The sequence below is a fragment of the Inconstantimicrobium porci genome (assembly GCF_009696465.1).
Classification (GTDB): Bacteria; Bacillota; Clostridia; order Clostridiales; family Clostridiaceae; genus Inconstantimicrobium; species Inconstantimicrobium porci.
This window is the reverse complement of the sequence record NZ_VULX01000021.1, coordinates 25,652-45,177: the sequence shown is the minus strand read 5'-3', so window position 1 is coordinate 45,177 and position 19,526 is coordinate 25,652. Positions and strand designations below refer to the sequence as shown.

Sequence of the window (19,526 nt, the reverse complement as noted above, 5' to 3'; positions counted from 1 at the left end):
TTAACTTTTAATGGAGAAAGTTATAGATACCGACAGCAAAAAGAACATCTATTAGGCCTTAATAATAAGTCTGTACAACAGTAGCAATTATAATATCACCCGCAACTGAAAGCAGGTATTATTTTTTATTCTAAGTGGTACACTTTTTAATTAGCAAGGTGGTACACTTTCTTATTGACAAAAGCAATTAATTTGAAGGGATCCAATTTAAGTTTGTTATTCATTAATTAAATCATAATATAAATAAAGTAGTAAATCAATAAAAATGTAAAAATAAATTTACCATTTGCTTTTTAAATAATATAGTAATAATAACTATTTACAAATAATTCAAATGGGTATATTATGACTATATAGACAAAAACAGTCAAACGCATAGGGAGGCGATTTTATGCCAAGAGCATATAATGATAAAGAACGTGAAATTATAGTAAATGATCTAAGAAAAGCTGCTCTAGACTGCCTTAAACAGTATGGCGTAAGAAAGACTACAGTAGATGAACTTGTAAAACGTGCTAATATTCCAAAGGGAACGTTTTATTTATTTTATCAATCAAAAGAAATGCTTTTATATGATGCAATTAATGTGTTGCATGATGATATTCAGTCACAGCTTATGGCAGAACTTGAAAAGACAGTTACTGATGAATTCGGTGTAGATGATTTAACAGATATTATCTACTATTATTTTAAAATTACAGATGAAAGTAACATAATAAGCATTCTTGAACATGGAGATCTTGAGCTTATCTTAAGAAAGATACCAGTTAAAGAAGTTACAAAGCATTTTGAAAAAGACAAAATATCACTTGATAAATTAGTGGAGCTTATACCAGCAATAAGAAATAAGGATCTTTCAGTATATGAATGTGCACTGCGTTCTATATTTTTATCAATGCTTCACAAAAGAGAAGTCGGAGAAGAACATTTTGATGAATGCATAAGGCTGCTGATAAGGGGAATTGTAATTCAGATTATGAACTAGAATGTAGTGAATTAAATGAAACTTCTCCTTTTCTAGGGGTGTAGGTTACTGTGATGATAAATTTTTTTAAGCTGCGTTTGACTATATTTACTAAATTAGTCATATATATAAAGATTGTGGAGGGATAATAATGATTCAGGTTAAGAATTTAAGTTTTAGTTATAGTGATTATAAATTTATTGAGGACATGAATTTTGAAATTAAATCTGGTGAAATCTTTGGATTTCTTGGGCCTTCTGGCGCAGGAAAAAGTACCCTACAGAAGATTCTTACTGGTGTGATAAGTGATTACAGTGGCATTGTTAAAGTAAATAATACTGATATGAAGAATAAGAAAGCTGATTTCTATGAAAAAATAGGAGTTGATTTTGAATTTCCTACTTTATACGAGAAGCTTACAGCTAGAGAAAACTTAAAGTTTTTTTCTTCACTTTATAAGTGCAGGACAAGAGATATTGATGAACTTTTAAAATCAGTAAATCTTCTAAATGATGCTGACAAAAAAGCTGGCGATTTTTCAAAAGGGATGAAATCAAGGCTTAACTTTATTAAATCACTGCTTCATGATCCTGAAATTCTTTTTCTTGATGAGCCAACAAGCGGCCTTGATCCGACAAACTCAAGGATGATGAAGGATTTGATTTTAGAGGAAAAGAAAAAGGGCAAGACAGTTATAGTTACAACTCATAATATGAGTGATGCTACAGAGATTTGTGATAGAGTGGCCTTTATAGTTGATGGTGCAATTAAGGCACTGGATACACCCCATAACCTTATAATGCAGAAGGGTGCAGCAAAAGTCACATATACATGGATTGAAAATGAACATGAAAAAACAGATACATGCAACCTTAAAGAGTGTGGCTCTCATAAGAAGCTTATGTCACTTATGTCAGAAGGAAAAATAACTTCAATTCATTCCAGTGAGCCTACATTAAATGATATTTTCATGGATGTAACAGGGAGGACATTGATATGAGAAAATTAACTTTAACAATTTCTGATATGAAGTTTCAGTATAAGTACGGATTTTATTATCTTTATACTTTTTTATCAGTGTTATATATATGTATTGTGCAGATTATGGCTAAGGATTTTAAGGATATTACAGCACAGTTACTTGTCTTTACTGATCCTGCAACTATAGGAATATTCTTTATGGGAGCAATAGTGCTTCTTGAAAAGAGCCAGAGAATATTACCAAGCCTTATTGTTTCACCTATAAAATTTTCCGATTATCTATTTGGTAAAGTTATGTCATTTGCATTTATAAGTGTTATATCAGCAATAGCTATTTTATTTTTTTCACCATCAGGAATTGGTGTTGTAAGCATTATTACTATTGCTCTTGGTTCGTTATTTTTCTCAGTACTTGGTATGATTGCAGCGCTTAACTCCCGCAGTATGAATGAGTATCTTATGCTCTCAACAATTTTTGAGATAATCTTCTGCCTGCCTGGTGTGCTTTATATATTTAATATTGCAGAAAAATATCTATTCTTTACACCAGCAGCAGTTATTGTGCAGGGCATGAGAAATAAGCCAGCAAGTATTTTTTACATGATAATATGGAATACATTGCTAATACTTATAACTTATAAGTATATGAATAAGAAATATAGAAAAATTGGAGGTGCAAGATAATGAAGATATGGGTAAATGCATTTAAACAGTTTATGGTGGGCTTATGGAATGAAGTAATTCTTTGTGTGTCATTGCTTGCACCAATTTTAACTGGGCTAGTTATATATTTTGGAGTGCCATATATTGAAAAACTTTTATGTGCCTATTTTAAATCTTCATTTATTATCAAGCCTTACTATCCATTATTGCAGCTGATACTTATATGTATGCCAATCTTAATGCTTGTCTTTATAAATGTCATGGTAGTGCTTGAAGAGATGGATAATGGCACAGCAAAGTATCTATGCGTAACACCTCTTGGAAAAAAGGGCTATATAATGACAAGATTTTTTATAACAAGCGTGCTTTCAATGGTTTATTCATTTGCTGTTAACTTCCTCTTTCCATTATCATCTTTCACAGCTATAAAGTGTATTGTGTACTGCATACTTTTTGCAATGAGCGGCTTCTTAATGGGATTCTTTATCACAGAGAAAAGCAGGAATAAGGTTGAAGGAATGGCTCTTGTTAAGATAACTTGTATAGTATTTTTAATTTCACTTTCAATCCCTTATTTTGTTACATCTAAAGTACAGTTTGTACTGTCATTCTTCCCACCATTCTGGATTGGAAGAACTACCTGTAATTTTTCAATAATAAACATTTCCTTAGCAACATTATCAGCAGTAATCTGGTACATGCTGCTTATCAGAAAGTTTCTTAAGAAGATTGTATAGAATATTATTGTTTTTATCAACAATATTATTTTAAAAAATATACAAATTGTTATTTAATTTGAGAATTTACTATATAATTGTAATTTTATGACGAATATATACATGTAAGTATTAATTTAGGGGGATACAAATGAATAGGGATAAGAAAAAATTCAGATCTATAAAGGTAAAAATATTATTAGCAACTATTCCAATAGTGTTTATAGCTGTTACTGCTCTAAATACCATATCCTATTTTATGTCAAGCAGTATAATTGAAGAAGAATCATATAATATACTTGATGCATCTGCAAAGAGTCAGACTGCACAAATAGAAAGCTGGTTAGATGATAATTTGAAAATTTTTAGTACTGTACAGAAAGCATTAGGAAGTACTGATTATTCAGAAAAAGAAATTAAAAAAATATTGAATCAGTATTATCAGTTTAATAGTAATTTTTCTGAAGGACTTTATGTTGCTGATTTAAATGGCAAGATAATAACTGCAGAGGGATCTAACAGACAAGATAGTAATGTTAAATCAAGTCAGTGGTTTAAAGAAGGGCTTACTCATATAAATATGCGTTATGGTGAACCTTATAAGGATAGTAACAATAATAGCATAATAAGTGCTACAGGACTTCTTGTAAACAATGGCAAGCCTGTTGGTGTTGTTGGTGCTGATGTGAAGCTTGATAGGATTAGTATTATAGTAAATTCATTAATTGATATGGATGATGCACAGTCATTTCTTGTTGATAAGGATAATGGGACAGTGATTGCAAGCAGCGTTGAATCATTAAAGATTAATTCTAAACTTAATGAATCTTCTAATAAGTTTTATGATAATGTATTAAAGAAGATTGATAAAAACCAATATGATTCAGAAAATATTGATGAAAATATCGTTAAGCTTATGGATATAAAGGAAACTAACTGGACTCTTGTTTCATATGTTCCAGAGAAGAGCATTATGTCTTCTGTTAATTCTTTAAAAGTATATATTGTTTCAGTTGCATTGATTGCTATTGCTATCGTTTCTTTAGTAATTTATAAATCTGTAGGCAGTGCAGTAAAGCCAGTTAAAGACATAAGCAATAAAATTGTAAAGATGGCTGAAGGTGACTTTACTGTTGATATTGAAGTTAAGGGTAATGATGAAATATCTATAATGGCTGAAAGTCTTCAGAAGTTTATAACATCTATGAGAGCAATGCTAAATGATATCAAAGATATATCAGTTCAGCAGAAGGAACAGGCACAAGCAAGCGATAATACTTCAAAGACATTATTTGATGCTTCAAAGCACCAGTCAGAAGCAATGAAGAATTTAAATATAGTAGTTAGTGATCTTGCAGAATCTACTGGAGAAATAGCAGGAACTGCTACTAATCTTGCTGGCATTGTCAGTGATACCAGTGATAATGGTGATAAAGTTAAAGTTAAAATGAATGAAGTTGTTAACATATCTGAGGCAGGTAAAAAGGATATGAGCTATGTATCAAATGCTATTGACACTATACAGTCATCAATTGAACAGCTTCAGCTTACAATAGATGAAGTTGGTAAATCTACAAAAGAGATTAATAGTATTGTTGAAATCATTGGTGATATTGCAGAGCAGACAAATCTTCTTGCACTTAATGCATCAATTGAAGCAGCAAGAGCAGGGGAAGCAGGAAAAGGCTTTGCTGTCGTAGCTACTGAAATTGGAAATCTTGCAAATAGCAGTGCCTCTTCTGTTAATGATATTGCACGAATTATAGAAAATATAAATAAGCTTGTAGGAAATGTTATAAATGAGGTTCATAAAAGTGTGGAAAACGTTAATCAGAGTACATCACTAATAACTAATTCAGTTTCAACTTTTGACAAGATATATTTAAATATTAATGAGTCTAACAAACTTGTTAATATAATGTTAGAGAAGGTTACGAATGTTGGCGAGGCTGCTGATAATATGGCTTCAATATCTGAGGAGCAGGCAGCAAGCGCTGAGGAAATTTCAGCAACAGCGCAGGAGATTCTTGAACATTCTGAAAAAGTCACTAAGGGAAGTAAGGCTGTTGCTAAAGATGCAGATAGTCTTTCAGAAACAGCTTCAACTCTTGAAGAACAAGTTGGTAAGTTTAAGTTATAGGAGGTATTTACTATGAGGATAAAGAAGATAGTAAGTTTTCTTGCAATATGTGTTTTGATGATTAGTGCTTTAGGATGTTCAGAAAGTAGTTCATCATCAGGTAAAAAGATAAGAGTTTTTGCAAGTTTTTCAGGTATAGGAGATTTTAATCAGACAATAGTTGATGGGATGAATTCCTATGGAAAAGCTAATAATATTGACGTTACAATAAAAGATGTAGAAAGTGATGTGGAGAAACAGGTAAATGACGTAAAGAAAGCAAAAAGTGAAGGTTATGATGTGATAGCCTGTGCACTTGCTGATTCAGATACAGCACAGCATATAATCAATGCAGCAGGTAATCTGCCAGTTGTGTTCTTTTCTCAGGAACCTGATAGTTCAAGACTTAAGAAAGACAAGTATATTTTTGTTGGATCAAATGATAATAATGTTGTAGATATGATTGCAAAAGATATTGAAAAGAAGTTAGCTGGTAAAAAGTCATTTAATGCAGTACTACTTGAAGGAGATAGAAATAGCAAGTGTGCTGTAACTCGTTCAGATTCATTAAAGGGTAGATTGAAAGAGGATGGATATGATATAAATTACGTTTTTAAGGATACAGCTTCCTGGAGCAGAGATAATGCAAAGGATATGTTTAAAGTATTTTTAAAACTTAAGAGTAGTTATGATTGTGTTATAGCAAATAATGATGATATGGCACTTGGCGTAATTGATGCTATGAAAGAAGAAGGAATCAATCCATCTTCAGTGCCTATATATGGCGTTGATGCAACAACTAATGGCTGTAAGGCTATACAGGATGGAACAATGACATTTACTATAAAACAGTCAGGAGAAGGACAGGCTGAGTGTATCCTAAAAGCTGCTAAAGCTTTTGTAGAGGGTAAAGATATAAATAAGATACAATATGCAGATAAGAGCGGTAAATATATATGGTATCCTTATACTGCAGTTGAGAAGAGCAATGTTGAGAAATTTGCTAAGTAAAAAGAAAGAAAGAAGCTTTTTGTGTAGGGATATTCGAAGAAGTCTTTTTTAGAATGTTTCTTTTCGCATTGTGTATTCAAATGAGCAAGGATCAGAGTCTGTCAACTCTCCAAAGCATAATTTGCTATGCAATTATGGTAATTCCACATGTCCTTATGCATTTTACTTACAGACTTTTAATATAGTCAGTATAATTATGCTTACTATTTTGTTTGGTGTACCTTTTGCTCTTATGCAGAGAAAATCCAACTTAATATCAGCCATAGGTTCACATGCACTTGTAGACTTTATGAGGTTTTGTGTTTTGGTGCATAATGATTTGCTGAAAATACACCTATGAGATTAAATGATAAGCTGTCTAAAGAATTAGGCATCAGATATGATTTTGCATATATATCGTTAAGAGTGCACAAAATAATCTTGATAATCAGACAGTTAAATTTAATATATAGGCGGTGCATATGATGAAAAAAATGGCGTTACTATCAATTATAATGGTTATTAGTATGGGTGTTGCAGGATGCAATAATTCAGCAGTACCAAACGATAACAATCAAACTACTAATCCAGGTACAACTAATAGTCAAAGTTCTAATGAAACAGGTGCGATTGCCATTGAAGAAGCTAAGGACATAGCTTTGAATGATGCAAAATTAACTAGAGATAATGTTACCTTTATTAAGGCAGAAAAAGAACTAGATAATGGAGTGGAAAAATATGATATAGAATTCTACTCTGGAAATACTGAATATAATTACGAGATAAATGCTGCAAATGGTAAGATAATGGAATATGATCACGATATAAAAGATTTTGATATAAAGAATAATCAAAATTCTAATAATACAGCTAAAATTACATTAGAAGAAGCTAAGAATATAGCTATAAAGCATGCGAATTTATTAGGGGAAAAGGTAACCTTTACTAAGGCAGAAAGGGATTTAGAAGATGGAGTAGAAGTATATGAGCTAGAATTCCTTTATGGAAATACAAAATATGATTATGAGATTAATGCAACAGATGGCAAAATAATAGGATATACTCATTAGGAAGAAAATTATATGAGTGTACTTAATGATGAAAAAGAGGTTGCTGGCTTAGAGAATAATATAAAAAGATATTATGATATGCTGTTTTAGAAGTATGGAAAAAGGACTGGACTTTGAAAATTAAGTTCAGTCCTTTTTATTTCATAGTCATAAGGTGAGATGTTGTTAATGTCTTGAAGGAATTAAAAATATTTGTGAAAATATAAAAATAGGAGTAAATTAGTTAATGTAGTCTAAAAATAACTAAACGAAAAGGAGCAAGATGATATATGAGTAAGAAGAGAGTTAAAAATTACAAAATTGATATGTGTAATGGACCAATCTTAAGTAAAATGCTTTCATTTGCACTGCCATTAATGTGTTCAAGCGTATTACAGCTGTTATTTAATGCGGCTGATATTATAGTTGTTGGAAGGTTTGCAGGTGATAATTCTCTTGCTGCAGTGGGATCGAATACTGCACTTATTGGACTTATAACTAATCTTTTCTTAGGTCTTTCTATTGGTTCTAATGTACTTATAGCTAAATATTATGGTGCAAAGGATAGAAAAAGTCTTAGTAATACTGTACATACATCAATTTTAATCAGTATGGTAAGCGGTATAATTCTTACTATTATAGGTGTTATCGGGGCAAGGAATATACTTGTGATGATGCAGACTCCTAAGGAGGTTCTTGATCTTGCAGCTACATATCTTAGAATTTATTTTTTAGGAATGATTCCTACAATGTTATATAACTTTGGAAGTGCTATATTAAGGGGTGTGGGCGATACTAAAAGACCGTTATACTACCTTACTCTTGCTGGAGCTGTTAACATAGTACTTAACTTATTTTTCGTAGTAGTTTTAAAGCTTGATGTTGCAGGTGTTGCAATTGCTACTGTTATTTCTCAGGTAATATCAGCATGTCTGATTATTCTTTGTCTTAGTCATGAAGAAGGTGGCATACATCTTAACATTCGTAAGCTTTCAATAGATAAAAGTGTTTTTCTTGAAATCCTTAGAATTGGTTTACCGGCAGGATTCCAGGGAGTTATATTTTCAATTTCAAATGTTTTAATCCAGTCATCAGTCAACTCATTTGGTGCAACTGTTATGGCAGGAAATTCTGCAGCAGCTAATGTTGAGCAGTTTGTCTACTTTGCTATGAATGCATTTTATCAGTCTACAATATCATTTACAAGTCAGAATTACGGTGCAGGTAATTACAAAAGAATATATAAGATTTTACTTGTTGGACAAGCATGTGTTACAACTGTAGGAGTTGTTTTTGGGAATTTTGTTTACATTTTTGGTGGGACTCTTCTTAAGATGTACACAGCAAGTGATGCAGTTATTGCAGCTGGCATTGTAAGACTTGGTATAGTATCAAAGACTTATGCTTTATGCGGCATTATGGATGTTATGGTAGGTGCACTTAGAGGAATCGGCTATTCAATAATGCCAATGATTATATCTCTTATGGGTGCATGTGTATTTAGAATAGTATGGCTTGCTACAGTATTTAGGATAGGTAAGTATCATACAGTGCAGATAGTATATGATTCTTATCCAATATCATGGATTATTACAACAGCAGTACTGATAGGCTGCTTTATATGGGCTATGAAAAGGGTAATTAATAAAGTAAGTAGTAGCCAATCCGATATAATTGCAACATAGAAAAATCAGATGTTGATTTTCTGTATAAATGAATTTAAGTCATGACAGTCTGATTTGCTTATGCTCTTTTTAATGGATTCAATATCACCTTTGATATGAGCAGTATCATGATTGATTTTCTCTATCTCAGCTTTATGAGTATGTGATGAATCTTCAAGTGCTCTAAGTATTTCAGTATGTTCACTTATACTGTTCATTATTGGCTGAAGTTTTTCGTCAAGCATCATACTTATTGCATTTAGTAAATCATTATCCATTAAAATCACTCCTTTTGTTAGTATATTATTTGTGGATTTTGTGAAAGCAATTTGAAAAGATGGATTAAATTATTCATATAAAATAAAAATACACTTTTTTATTTTTGCAGTCAACGTGTTTAAAGATATATGAAGAAACGACTTGGAACGAAGTGACGGAGGCTTCGCAATATATCTTTGAACACTTAGAATTATACCACCAACAGATTTGAAATCAATCTGAAAAATATAGTAAAATATGAAGCTTTATTTATAATAAAAAATCAAATTAATAAATGGAAAAGAGTAATTCGATGATAAATTTAAGAGAAAAAAATTCTCCGAAAGTGAGAATTAATTATATGGCCAGAAGGATTGTAGTATACTGCCTTGGAATAGTAATACTTGCACTTGGCATAATGCTTAATACAAAGGCAGCTTTAGGGGTATCCCCAATTATCTCGATACCTTATGCACTTTCAAAAATCAATAATCTTGAGCTGGGAACAATTACTTTTGTCATTTACTGTGTATTCATTTTTATACAGCTATTGCTTCTTAGAAAAGATTTTAAGCTGAGAATGCTTCTGCAGGTAGTTGCCAGCTTTTTGACCAGCTTGTTTATAAGTATATTTAATAGATATATTTTTATATATAATAATATTTATATATATCATTTTTGTTTTTAAATTATTTTAAGGTTGTACGCTAAAATATGAAGAACTACAATGTTTTTGTAAATAAAAAATAAGAAAGGTTTACAAGACATAATTTGTCTGGGTGAATAAAATGTCAAAGAAACTTATTATAATAAACGGAATAATGGGCGTTGGTAAGAGTACAGTGTGCAGAAATCTTTACAAGAAGCTGGATAACTGCTTCTTTCTTGAAGGTGATGATTGCTGGAGGATGAATCCTTTTACAGTCAACGATGAGAACAAGAAAATGGTTATCGAGAACATAACTTATATGCTTAATTCATTTATAAAAAACAGTTCATCAAAGTACATTCTCTTTAACTGGGTTATCCAGACTGATGAGATTATGAAGTCAATTCTTGAAAGACTTGATCTTGATGGTGTTGATGTCTACAGAATTACACTGATGTGCAGCAGGGAAGAACTTGAAAAAAGAATAGCTGGTGACATTGCCAAGGGGATACGAGACAGCGGATGTATGGAAAGAAGTATGAGCCAATATGATCTTTATAAGAAAATGCACACCATAAAAATTAATACAGACAATACAACAATTGATGAAAGATCAGAGATGATTATAAAATTGATTAATGGGTAGAAGAGGCTTCGGAATATGTCTTTCAACCTTATTTTCGAAAGATTTATGCTATTTTTAGTATATTTGTATTAATATAATGGCTTGATTTTCTTTCCATCAAAAATGTAAATTGCGTTATAATATATAACAAGGGGGGAAAAAATATGAAAATCTGTTTTTATTCATTACGAGAATTCGACGAACTTGCATTTTGTAAGAAGTTTGGAAAGGAATTTGGTATTGAATTTGTTTATACTTGTGACTATCCAAATAAAGATAATATTGAACTTGCTAGAGGCTGCGAAGCTATCAGCATAATACCTTGTGATATGTCTGAAGCTGTACTTAAAAAGTTTCAAGATGTAGGGGTAAAATACGTAGAATGCCGTTCAATAGGTTATGATCATGTTGATCTTAAGGCGGCTAAAAAATTAGGTATGAAAGTATCTAATGTATCATATCCACCTGATGGTGTTGCAAATTATGCAATAATGCTTATGATGGCATGTAGTCGTAATTTTGGGCATATTTTAAAAAGGGTAGAGCTTCAGGATTACTCATTAAAAAATAAGATTGGCAAAGATATTAGTACAAGCACAGTTGGTATAATGGGTACAGGTAAGATTGGTTCTACTGTGATACGCCATTTATCAGGCTTTGGATGCAGAATCCTAGCATATGATGCTTATCAGAATGATGAAGTAAAAAAATATGCAGAGTATGTAAGCATGGATAAGATGCTTGCTGAGTGTGATATTATTTCACTTCATATGAATGCAAATGAGGAAAATTATCATGTAATTGATAAAGAGGCAATTGAAAAGATGAAAGATGGAGCTATTATAGTAAATACTGCTAGAGGTAAGTTAATCGATTCAAAAGCACTTATAGCAGGTCTTGAATCTGGAAAACTTGGTGGAGCAGCTCTTGATGTGCTTGAAAATGAGGATGGCCTTTATTTCCATAATCGAGTTGGTGAAGTTATTTCAAATCATGATATGGCAATATTAAGCTCATTTCCTAATGTTATTATAAGTCCACATACTGCATTTTATACAATGGAGGATGTAGAAGACATGGTAAAAGGATGTTTTGAAAGTATTTATGCCTTTGAAAATGGTAAGGAAACAGTGCATGAAGTGACTTATAAAGAATAAAAATCTGACTGTATATTTTAAAAATGTAAAAAATGTTTATTTTTATAAAAAATGCTGTATAATATATACTATGAGGTTAAAAACGATGTATTTTAACACCTATTTCGAGTCTTCCGTTGGCACGCTCCAAGTCGGCTCTGCATAGGTATTAAAATCTATAGATTACGTAAAGACGAAAGTGCATTAAAACGCACTTTCTAAAATAGGAACTGTCATACTGGTAATATGACAGCTCCAGTGATGTTTAGTTGCCTGAAGCAACTAAACTAACACAATTATACCGCAAATTTGGAAAATATACATATAATGTAAAATTATATTGAAAAGTTATACAATTAACGATAATAGTGGTCTTATGCTGAAGATTTCTTCTGTGTTAAACAGTTCAGCTAAGGTGTCCATGTTGTCTAATGAATGCTCTATTTCCTTTGAGTATAAATGCATAATGTACTCATTGTCTTTTGTTGTGAATACTTTCTTGTTATCAAGATATCTTACTGTATCAAGCTCCATTACCATGATGTAGTTTAGTGCTGCAAACTTGATTTTTGAGAACACATCGTAGTCATAAACAGATTCCATAAAGTATCTGAAAATAAGATATACTATAAGATGTTCAAATTCATATTCGTATTCTTTGTAGTACTCTTCAAAGTCTTTTAGACTCCTTGTAAAGTATTCAACATGATCTTCTCTTGAGTTGTCATGAAGCACATCTAGTACATGATGAAGTTCATGTGGCCAGCCTTCATTGATAGGCTCCATTTTTTCAAGCAGCACATTGATATATTCTTTCATCAGCTCATATTTTTCTTCATTACTTGTTTGATAAATATCAAGTGAATCAATGAACTGCTTTTGATAATCTTTATTTAAATAACGCTGTCTTATTTCCTTAGTTTCAGCATATTCTTCATCATCGATTTTTTCCTGAAGCTCCTCTGCAAAAGAAAGCAGCAGGCATATTCTATGTTTTAGGCTAAGAGACCTGTCCTGGGCAATTTTCATGGCAGTTTTTCTTGAAGGAATCATAGCCATATACATGTCAACGCTGATGTCATTGCATGTATCTACCATTTCATCATCTTCAGTAGTTTCAAAAGTTGCAGGATCTTTATCTTTTAAAATAAGTCTTGCTGCTTCAGGACATGATATAGAAAGTCCTACTTCTCGTAGACTTCCATATTCATTTGTAAATCTTGGGAACTGCTTGCATGTGTAGCATAAATGGTCTTTGCCAAGATTAGAATATATGTCGCAAAGCTTGTTCTTGTTTAAGAATGGACAATCATTGTTAGGTTTTAACTTAAAGCCTGGTTCTCCATCTTCGTAATGTGTGATTTCAGAGTGAAGTCTTTCACCAAATTCTCCAGTGATAGTTTTATATTTATTATATGTATCGCCATCAATGACAATTTCCCAGCCTGCGCAGCATGTGTCAGGACAGTCAGATGCAATACATTCAAAGTCTTTAAAATAATATGGTACTTTAGTTATCATGCATATTACCTCGCAAAATTAATAATATCTATACAATTATAACACAGAAATTTTACAGAGTATCTTTTAAAGTTTTTTCCATACGCGCTCTTGACAAACATTTTTTGTAAGAATAAACTTATATATGGAATGATAGTCATTATCAAGTGAAATAATTTATCTGCTAAATCAGCGGTATGAAAATAAAGGGTTTACACGTTTGTGTAAAAGAATGGTAGAATGCAATTTCGTCCTTTAGTCATCAAGGGGTGAAAGACATGTGAAGAAACGACTTGGAGAGCCGCAGGGAACGAGGTCGGCTTCGGAATATGTCTTCCAGCCTGTATTATTACCATATTATATTGACAGAGGTAAATTGCAGTTATATTATGAATATATGAACAAGTGCTCATGTGTTTGTTTGAAGGAGGAGTGATTTTATGTTTATTGAAATTAGTAATCTTAAAAAGGGATATGGATATGATGGAAACAGAGTTGAAGTTTTAAAAGGAATAAGTGCTGGAGTTGAAAAGGGCGAGATATGCGTACTGCTTGGACCATCAGGTTCAGGAAAATCAACTCTGCTTAATATAATAGGCGGGATTGATCAGGCAGACAGCGGATATATAGCCATTAAAGGTGAAAAGACAATAGACATGAATGAAAAGAAGCTTACAAGATACAGAAGAAAGCATCTTGGCTACATATTTCAGATGTACAACCTTATACCTAATCTGAATGTGAAGGAAAACATAGAGGTTGGTGCATATCTTAGTGATTCACCACTTGAAATAAATGATCTTTTAAAAACTCTTGGTCTGTATGAACACAGACACAAGCTTCCTAATCAGTTATCAGGTGGCCAGCAGCAGAGAACAGCAATCGGTAGGGCAATCATCAAGAATCCTGACATATTAATATGTGATGAACCTACTGGAGCTCTTGATTACAAGACTTCAAAAGAAATTTTAAAGCTTATCGAAGATGTTAATACAAAGTATGGAAATACTGTAATCATGGTAACTCACAATGATGCCATCAAGAACATGGCTGACAGGGTAATCAAAATAAGAGACGGTGAAATAAGAAAGAATTATATAAATGAGGAAAAAGTATGTGCTCAGGATCTTGAATGGTAAAGGGGGAATGGGGATGAAGAATCCACTAAGAAAGAGACTGCCAAAAGAACTTAAATCTGAAATGGGAAAATACATTGTTATATTCTTATTCCTGGCTGCAACAATAGGTTTTATCTCAGGTTTCCTTGTTGCAGATGGCAGTATGCTTGCAGCATATAATGAAAGTTTTACAAAGTACAATATTGAAGATGGAAACTTTGAAACAGGCGATAAGATAAATGATGAGACTATAAAAAATATAGAGAAAGATGGCAAAGTTACTTTATATAATAATTATTACACTGAGGAAAAAACTAAAATCAAGTCAAATGAAAGTACTCTTAGAATTTTCAATATTAGGGATGATGTTAATAAAGCATGTCTGATGAAAGGAAAATTCCCAGAGTCAAAAGATGAAATTGCAGTTGACAGAATGTATGCTGACAATAATAAGATATCAGTAGGCGACATCATTACATGTGGTGATAAGAAGCTAAAGATTACAGGGCTTGTAGCATTATCTGACTACAGTGCACTTTTTTCAGATAACTCAGACATGATGTTTGATGCTGTTAAGTTTGGTACAGCAGTTATGACAAAAGAAGGCGCTGAAGAGTTTTATGATAAAAGCAGGGTTCATTACAATTATTCATGGAAATATGACAAGAAACCTGCTGATGACATAGATGAAAAGAAGATGTCAGATGACTTTACAAAAGTAGTTAACAGAAATGTGGTTTTAAATGGTTATACACCTGCCTTTTTAAATCAGGCAATACATTTTACAGGCAATGATATGGGTGGAGACAAGTCAATGATGCTTACACTTCTTTATATCTTGATCGCAATAATGGCATTTGTATTTGCAATAACAACAAGCAACACAATTGTAAATGAGTCATCAGTAATTGGAACACTGAGGGCTTCAGGATATACTAAGGGCGAGATGGTAAGACACTACATGACAATGCCGCTTATAGTATGCGTCATATCATGTATTGTAGGTAATATCCTTGGTTATACAGTATTCAAGAATATCGCAGCAGGACTTTATTACGGAAGTTACAGCCTGCCAACTTACAAGACAATCTGGAACGGCAATGCGTTTGTTTTAACAACAGTTGTACCACTAATCATCATGATGCTGATTAATTTTGTGATACTTGTAAACAAGCTTTCTCTTTCACCACTTAAGTTCATAAGAAGAGATCTTAAGAAAAATCAGAGAGCAAAAGCTATACGTCTTCCTAATTTTAAATTCATGAGCCGTTTCCGTCTTCGTGTAATAGGACAGAACATTCCAGGTTATATCATGCTTCTTATTGGAATTGGATTTGCAAACATTCTGCTTCTTTTTGGCATGATGCTTTCACCGCTTATTAATAATTATCAGGAAAGTATACTTAATAACATGATTTCTAATCATCAGTATGTTTTAAAGATGCCGGTTGCGACAAAGACTGATTGTGCTGAGAAGTTCTGCATGACTTCTCTTAAAACAACAGTAGAGAATAGAAAAGCTGAAGACATAAGCATTTATGGTATAAGTGATAACAGCAAGTATATAAAAGCTGACCTGCCAGATGACGGCGTATATATTTCAGGTGGATTTGCAGAGAAATATGATATTAAGACTGGTGACAGTATAACATTGAAAGAGCAGTATGAGGATAAGAGATACAGTTTTAAAGTCAAAGGTATTTACGATTATCCAGCAGCACTTTCAGTATTTATGCCAAGGAAGCAGTACAATATAATATTCAATAATGATAAGAATTTCTTCAATGGTTATTTCTCAGATAAAAAGATAACTGATATAGATGAAAAAATTATTTATTCAGATATTACAAAAGATGACCTGACTAAGGTTACAAGACAACTTAAGGTATCAATGGGCGACATGTTCCATATGGTAAATGTATTTTCAGTAGTGCTTTACATGCTGATCGTCTACCTTCTTTGCAAACTTATCATCGAGAAAAACTCGACATCAATTTCCATGCTGAAGATACTTGGCTATGAGAATAGAGAAATAAGCAGACTTTATATGATGTCCAACACCATAGTGGTTGTAGCATCAACTCTTGTAACACTTCCAATAGCAGGAGCAGTCATGAAAGCAATCTATAAGAATGTAATGTATGAATATTCAGGATGGCTGCCATTATACATTGAACCTAAGGTTTACTTAGAAATGGCCATAATGGGAATCATCGCATACCTGGTAGTTGCACTTATTGAAAATAGAAAGATTGGAAAGATTCCAATGGTAGATGCACTAAAGAATGTGGAGTAAAAGTATAGGAATCTGATATAGTTTATAGTGCTAATATAAATGATGGTGAAGTTATTTTTTATGTACTTCTTGAATTTCAGTCAACTATTGACTACAGAATGCCATTAAGGCTGTTCTTCTATATAAGTGAGATACTCTATAACATTTGTTGTTTTATGTACAGCATATTTAAGGCTTTCGCCACATATTGTAGAAGTTGCAGAAGCAAAACTTGAAAATATGCTGAGGGAAAATTTCAGGGTTTCACTTGTTGAAAAAGTTGCTTCTTTAAAATATAACTATATAGAAAATCAGGACAGCTGGGATCTTATCTCCAGGGTATGCAAAGAACATGAAAAACAGTGTACAAATGCTTTCAGCCAGCTTTTTGATATGGTAGCGTTGATAATTAATGTTCTTGGAATATTGTTTGTGTTGCTTATGCAGGTTTGGTGGACAGCAGTATTTATAGTGCTTATATCAGTACCGCTTTTCCTTATTGCGTTAAAAGCTGGAAAAGCAAGTTATGAAGCCAGCAGGATGGCTCAAAAATATTATAGGAGAGTTTCATATCTTTCTGAAGTATTGAATGGACGTGAAGCAGTTGAAGAAAGAGCTCTTTTTCAGTACAGCGGCAGAGTAAATGATAAATATCGCAGTCAGTATGAGAAATTCAGAAAAGTAAGATTCAGAGTGAACCTTAAATGGTTCGCTAAGGCTAAACTGAGCGGAATTATTACAGCATTTCTATCATCAGTCATCATTGTTATTCTTGTTTTTCCAGTAAGGTCAGGAAAGCTTACAATAGGCTTGTTTATTGCAATTGCAGGCAATGTGATATCACTTATCCAAAGTCTTTCATGGCAGATGCCTAAATATGTTGATGGACTTGCAAAAAACAAAGAGTATCTTGTTGATTTAACAAGTCTTGTTAAGCTTCAGGGAAAAGCTGAATATCTTGATAAGCCTTGTAAAACACCTGTGAGTGTTGAGTCTCTTGAATTTAAAAATGTTTCATTTAAATACCCAGGCACAGATAGATTTATTTTAAAAGGTATGAATTTTAAAATAGAAGAGGGAAAACATTATGCTTTTGTAGGAATTAATGGCGCTGGCAAGACTACAATTACAAAGCTTATCACTGGATTATATGAAGATTTTACTGGAGAAATTCTCATAAATAACCTTTCAATAAAAAATTACAGCCAATCACAGTTAAAATCTATGTTTTCTGTTGTTTATCAGGATTTTGCTAAGTTTTATATTTCACTTAAAGACAATGTTGCACTGGGAGATGTTAATGGCTGTAGCAATGACAGGATTAATGAAGCGCTTGATATTATTGACCTCAAGGAAGCAGCAGAGCATCTTCCAAATGGACTAAACAGTAACCTTGGCAAAATTAATGAAGACGGGGTAGACATTTCAGGCGGTCAGTGGCAGAGAACAGCCATGGCAAGAGCAATAGTAAGTCCTGCTTCACTTAGGGTTCTTGATGAGCCAACAGCTGCAATAGATCCAATTGAGGAAACAAAGCTTTATAAAAAGTTTAAGCAGATGTCTCAAGGAAAGACTGCTGTAATTGTAACTCATAGACTCGGTTCAGCTAAGATTGCAGATAAGATTGTGGTGCTTGATAAGGGAAAAATAGTACAGATTGGAACACATGATGAACTAATAAATAAAGATGGCAAGTATAAAGAAATGTATGAAGCTCAGAGTAAGTGGTACAAGGTAATAGATGAGAAAGTTTGAAAAAAGACATATGGAAAGGACAAGCTCCCCTTTTAATGCCTAGGAAATTGCATTTAAAAATATCGTTTTATAATACCATAAAGTCTTAAAAATAAAGGGTTTATAGGATAATTCAAAAAAATGGTATAATACAATTTCGTCCTTTAGTAAGCAAAGAATGATGTGTTACTGTCTCGATTACAAAATGTGGTATAATAAAAGATAAATTCATTTTTTGGCAATAAGCAAGAAATAATTAAAAGGAGGAAAATAATGAAAGATATAAGATTATGTGATAATGGGGAATTCGACAGGATAATTAAGCTGTCTGAAAAATATAATCTTGGCATAGAAGTTCAGACTTTTACTGATCCGTATTTAGATAATATGGATAAAGTTATAGAGCATCATCGTGATAAACTCAAGCTGCTGAATAAGGGAAAGAGTTTGCATGCTCCTTACTGGGATTTGAATTTAGGAAGCAAGATACATGGCATCAGGAATGAGACAATGAACATGATAAATTTTGCATATGATACTGCAAAAAAATTAGGCTGCAGCGAAATAGTCTTTCACAATGGCTATATTCCTGGTTCATCATATCCGCCAAAGTGGGTAGAGAGGGCAGAAAAGTTCTGGCGTGAGTTTTTTGAAAATAAGGGTGATTCAATTACTATCTGTCTTGAAAATCAGTTTGAACTGGATGCTGATATCATTAAAGCTGAAATTGATGCAGTTAACGATAAAAGACTAAAGGTCTGCCTGGATATTGGACATGCGCATGCAAATTCTAAGATTAGCGTTGAAGAATGGATTATCGAACTTGGGGATAGAATCGGTTATTACCATCTTCATAATAATCATGGCAGTCAGTATATAAAGAACCATAACAATGATGAACATCTTGGCCTTACTAATGGAAATATTGATATTAATAATGTTCTAGACCTATCAGAGCAGTACTCACCAAATGCAGTGTGGTCATTAGAACCTCAAAATGAGTATATGGAAGAATCAATAAAATGGCTTAAGAAAAATAGGAGGGGGAATAAATAAAAATGCCAGAAAAGATAACACATAAAATT

The 19,526-nt window shown here is 32.5% G+C and carries 17 protein-coding genes and 2 pseudogenes; 17 read left to right on the top strand and 2 right to left on the bottom strand.

Translation table 11 applies throughout. From position 1 onward, the window contains the following. The first annotated feature begins 391 nt into the window (after positions 1-391). The 9 genes and pseudogenes from FYJ33_RS12100 to FYJ33_RS12060 all read left to right on the top strand — a co-directional run bounded on the left by FYJ33_RS12100 (position 392) and on the right by FYJ33_RS12060 (position 9,167). Positions 392-985, top strand: coding sequence for a TetR/AcrR family transcriptional regulator (locus tag FYJ33_RS12100; RefSeq protein ID WP_154531981.1), 594 nt, complete (start codon positions 392-394; stop codon positions 983-985). Between the two features lie 130 nt (positions 986-1,115). Beyond that, the gene (locus tag FYJ33_RS12095) at positions 1,116-1,964 is read left to right on the top strand and encodes an ABC transporter ATP-binding protein (protein ID WP_154531980.1); all 849 of its coding nucleotides are present in this window, start codon (positions 1,116-1,118) and stop codon (positions 1,962-1,964) included. Continuing rightward, positions 1,961-2,629 carry a fluoroquinolone export ABC transporter permease subunit gene (locus FYJ33_RS12090; RefSeq protein ID WP_154531979.1) on the top strand — a complete coding sequence of 223 codons (669 nt, stop codon included), beginning with the start codon at positions 1,961-1,963 and terminating at the stop codon, positions 2,627-2,629. The genes FYJ33_RS12095 and FYJ33_RS12090 overlap by 4 nt, the downstream gene beginning before the upstream one ends. Further along, a complete protein-coding gene (locus FYJ33_RS12085; protein WP_154531978.1) occupies positions 2,629-3,345 on the top strand; it encodes an ABC transporter permease in 717 nt (238 codons plus the stop codon). Before FYJ33_RS12090 ends, FYJ33_RS12085 begins: the two co-directional genes overlap by 1 nt. 130 nt (positions 3,346-3,475) lie before the next feature. Further along, a complete protein-coding gene (locus FYJ33_RS12080; protein WP_154531977.1) occupies positions 3,476-5,464 on the top strand; it encodes a methyl-accepting chemotaxis protein in 1,989 nt (662 codons plus the stop codon). A gap of 12 nt (positions 5,465-5,476) precedes the next feature. Then, positions 5,477-6,454 (top strand): substrate-binding domain-containing protein, encoded by a 978-nt coding sequence (locus FYJ33_RS12075; RefSeq protein WP_154531976.1) that lies wholly within the window; start codon positions 5,477-5,479, stop codon positions 6,452-6,454. Between the two features lie 26 nt (positions 6,455-6,480). Further along, positions 6,481-6,639: pseudogene (locus tag FYJ33_RS17025) on the top strand (hypothetical protein); the annotation flags it as partial. Between the two features lie 276 nt (positions 6,640-6,915). Then, positions 6,916-7,503 carry a PepSY domain-containing protein gene (locus tag FYJ33_RS12065; RefSeq protein ID WP_154531974.1) on the top strand — a complete coding sequence of 196 codons (588 nt, stop codon included), beginning with the start codon at positions 6,916-6,918 and terminating at the stop codon, positions 7,501-7,503. Positions 7,504-7,772: 269 nt separating this feature from the next. Next, positions 7,773-9,167, top strand: coding sequence for an MATE family efflux transporter (locus FYJ33_RS12060; protein ID WP_154531973.1), 1,395 nt, complete (start codon positions 7,773-7,775; stop codon positions 9,165-9,167). Between the two features lie 5 nt (positions 9,168-9,172). Here the strand turns inward: FYJ33_RS12060 and FYJ33_RS12055 are convergent, their stop codons facing one another. Beyond that, the gene (locus FYJ33_RS12055; protein WP_154531972.1) at positions 9,173-9,424 is read right to left on the bottom strand and encodes a hypothetical protein; all 252 of its coding nucleotides are present in this window, start codon (positions 9,422-9,424) and stop codon (positions 9,173-9,175) included. Positions 9,425-9,699: 275 nt separating this feature from the next. Here FYJ33_RS12055 and FYJ33_RS12050 point away from each other — a divergent pair, with 275 nt between their 5' ends. The 3 genes from FYJ33_RS12050 (at position 9,700) to FYJ33_RS12040 (ending at position 11,835) form a co-directional block, all read left to right on the top strand. Further along, positions 9,700-10,092 carry a DUF6198 family protein gene (locus tag FYJ33_RS12050; protein WP_206046688.1) on the top strand — a complete coding sequence of 131 codons (393 nt, stop codon included), beginning with the start codon at positions 9,700-9,702 and terminating at the stop codon, positions 10,090-10,092. Positions 10,093-10,192: 100 nt separating this feature from the next. Further along, complete coding sequence (locus FYJ33_RS12045; RefSeq protein WP_154531970.1) at positions 10,193-10,699, top strand: AAA family ATPase; 507 nt, start codon at positions 10,193-10,195, stop codon at positions 10,697-10,699. A 143-nt stretch (positions 10,700-10,842) separates the two neighbouring features. Further along, positions 10,843-11,835 (top strand): D-isomer specific 2-hydroxyacid dehydrogenase family protein, encoded by a 993-nt coding sequence (locus FYJ33_RS12040; RefSeq protein ID WP_154531969.1) that lies wholly within the window; start codon positions 10,843-10,845, stop codon positions 11,833-11,835. Positions 11,836-12,162: 327 nt separating this feature from the next. On the opposite strand, the gene fliB is transcribed toward FYJ33_RS12040, so the two are convergent. Further along, a complete protein-coding gene (fliB, locus tag FYJ33_RS12035) occupies positions 12,163-13,335 on the bottom strand; it encodes a flagellin lysine-N-methylase (protein WP_154531968.1) in 1,173 nt (390 codons plus the stop codon). Between the two features lie 419 nt (positions 13,336-13,754). Between fliB and FYJ33_RS12030 the strand changes: the two genes are divergently transcribed. The 5 genes and pseudogenes from FYJ33_RS12030 to FYJ33_RS12010 all read left to right on the top strand — a co-directional run bounded on the left by FYJ33_RS12030 (position 13,755) and on the right by FYJ33_RS12010 (position 19,497). Then, positions 13,755-14,453, top strand: a complete 699-nt coding sequence (locus FYJ33_RS12030) for an ABC transporter ATP-binding protein (RefSeq protein ID WP_154531967.1) — start codon at positions 13,755-13,757, stop codon at positions 14,451-14,453. 13 nt (positions 14,454-14,466) lie between these two features. Then, positions 14,467-16,728: an ABC transporter permease gene (locus FYJ33_RS12025; RefSeq protein WP_154531966.1), complete on the top strand. Its 2,262-nt coding sequence runs from the start codon at positions 14,467-14,469 to the stop codon at positions 16,726-16,728. 8 nt (positions 16,729-16,736) lie between these two features. Continuing rightward, positions 16,737-16,862 (top strand): annotated as a pseudogene (locus tag FYJ33_RS12020) (Rpn family recombination-promoting nuclease/putative transposase); the annotation flags it as partial. Continuing rightward, on the top strand, positions 16,855-18,462 hold the full coding sequence (locus tag FYJ33_RS12015) for an ABC transporter ATP-binding protein (RefSeq protein WP_328598695.1): 1,608 nt from the start codon (positions 16,855-16,857) through the stop codon (positions 18,460-18,462). The pseudogene FYJ33_RS12020 and the gene FYJ33_RS12015, both read left to right, overlap by 8 nt. A gap of 252 nt (positions 18,463-18,714) precedes the next feature. Next, positions 18,715-19,497: a sugar phosphate isomerase/epimerase family protein gene (locus tag FYJ33_RS12010; protein ID WP_154531965.1), complete on the top strand. Its 783-nt coding sequence runs from the start codon at positions 18,715-18,717 to the stop codon at positions 19,495-19,497. Positions 19,498-19,526 lie beyond the last annotated feature (29 nt).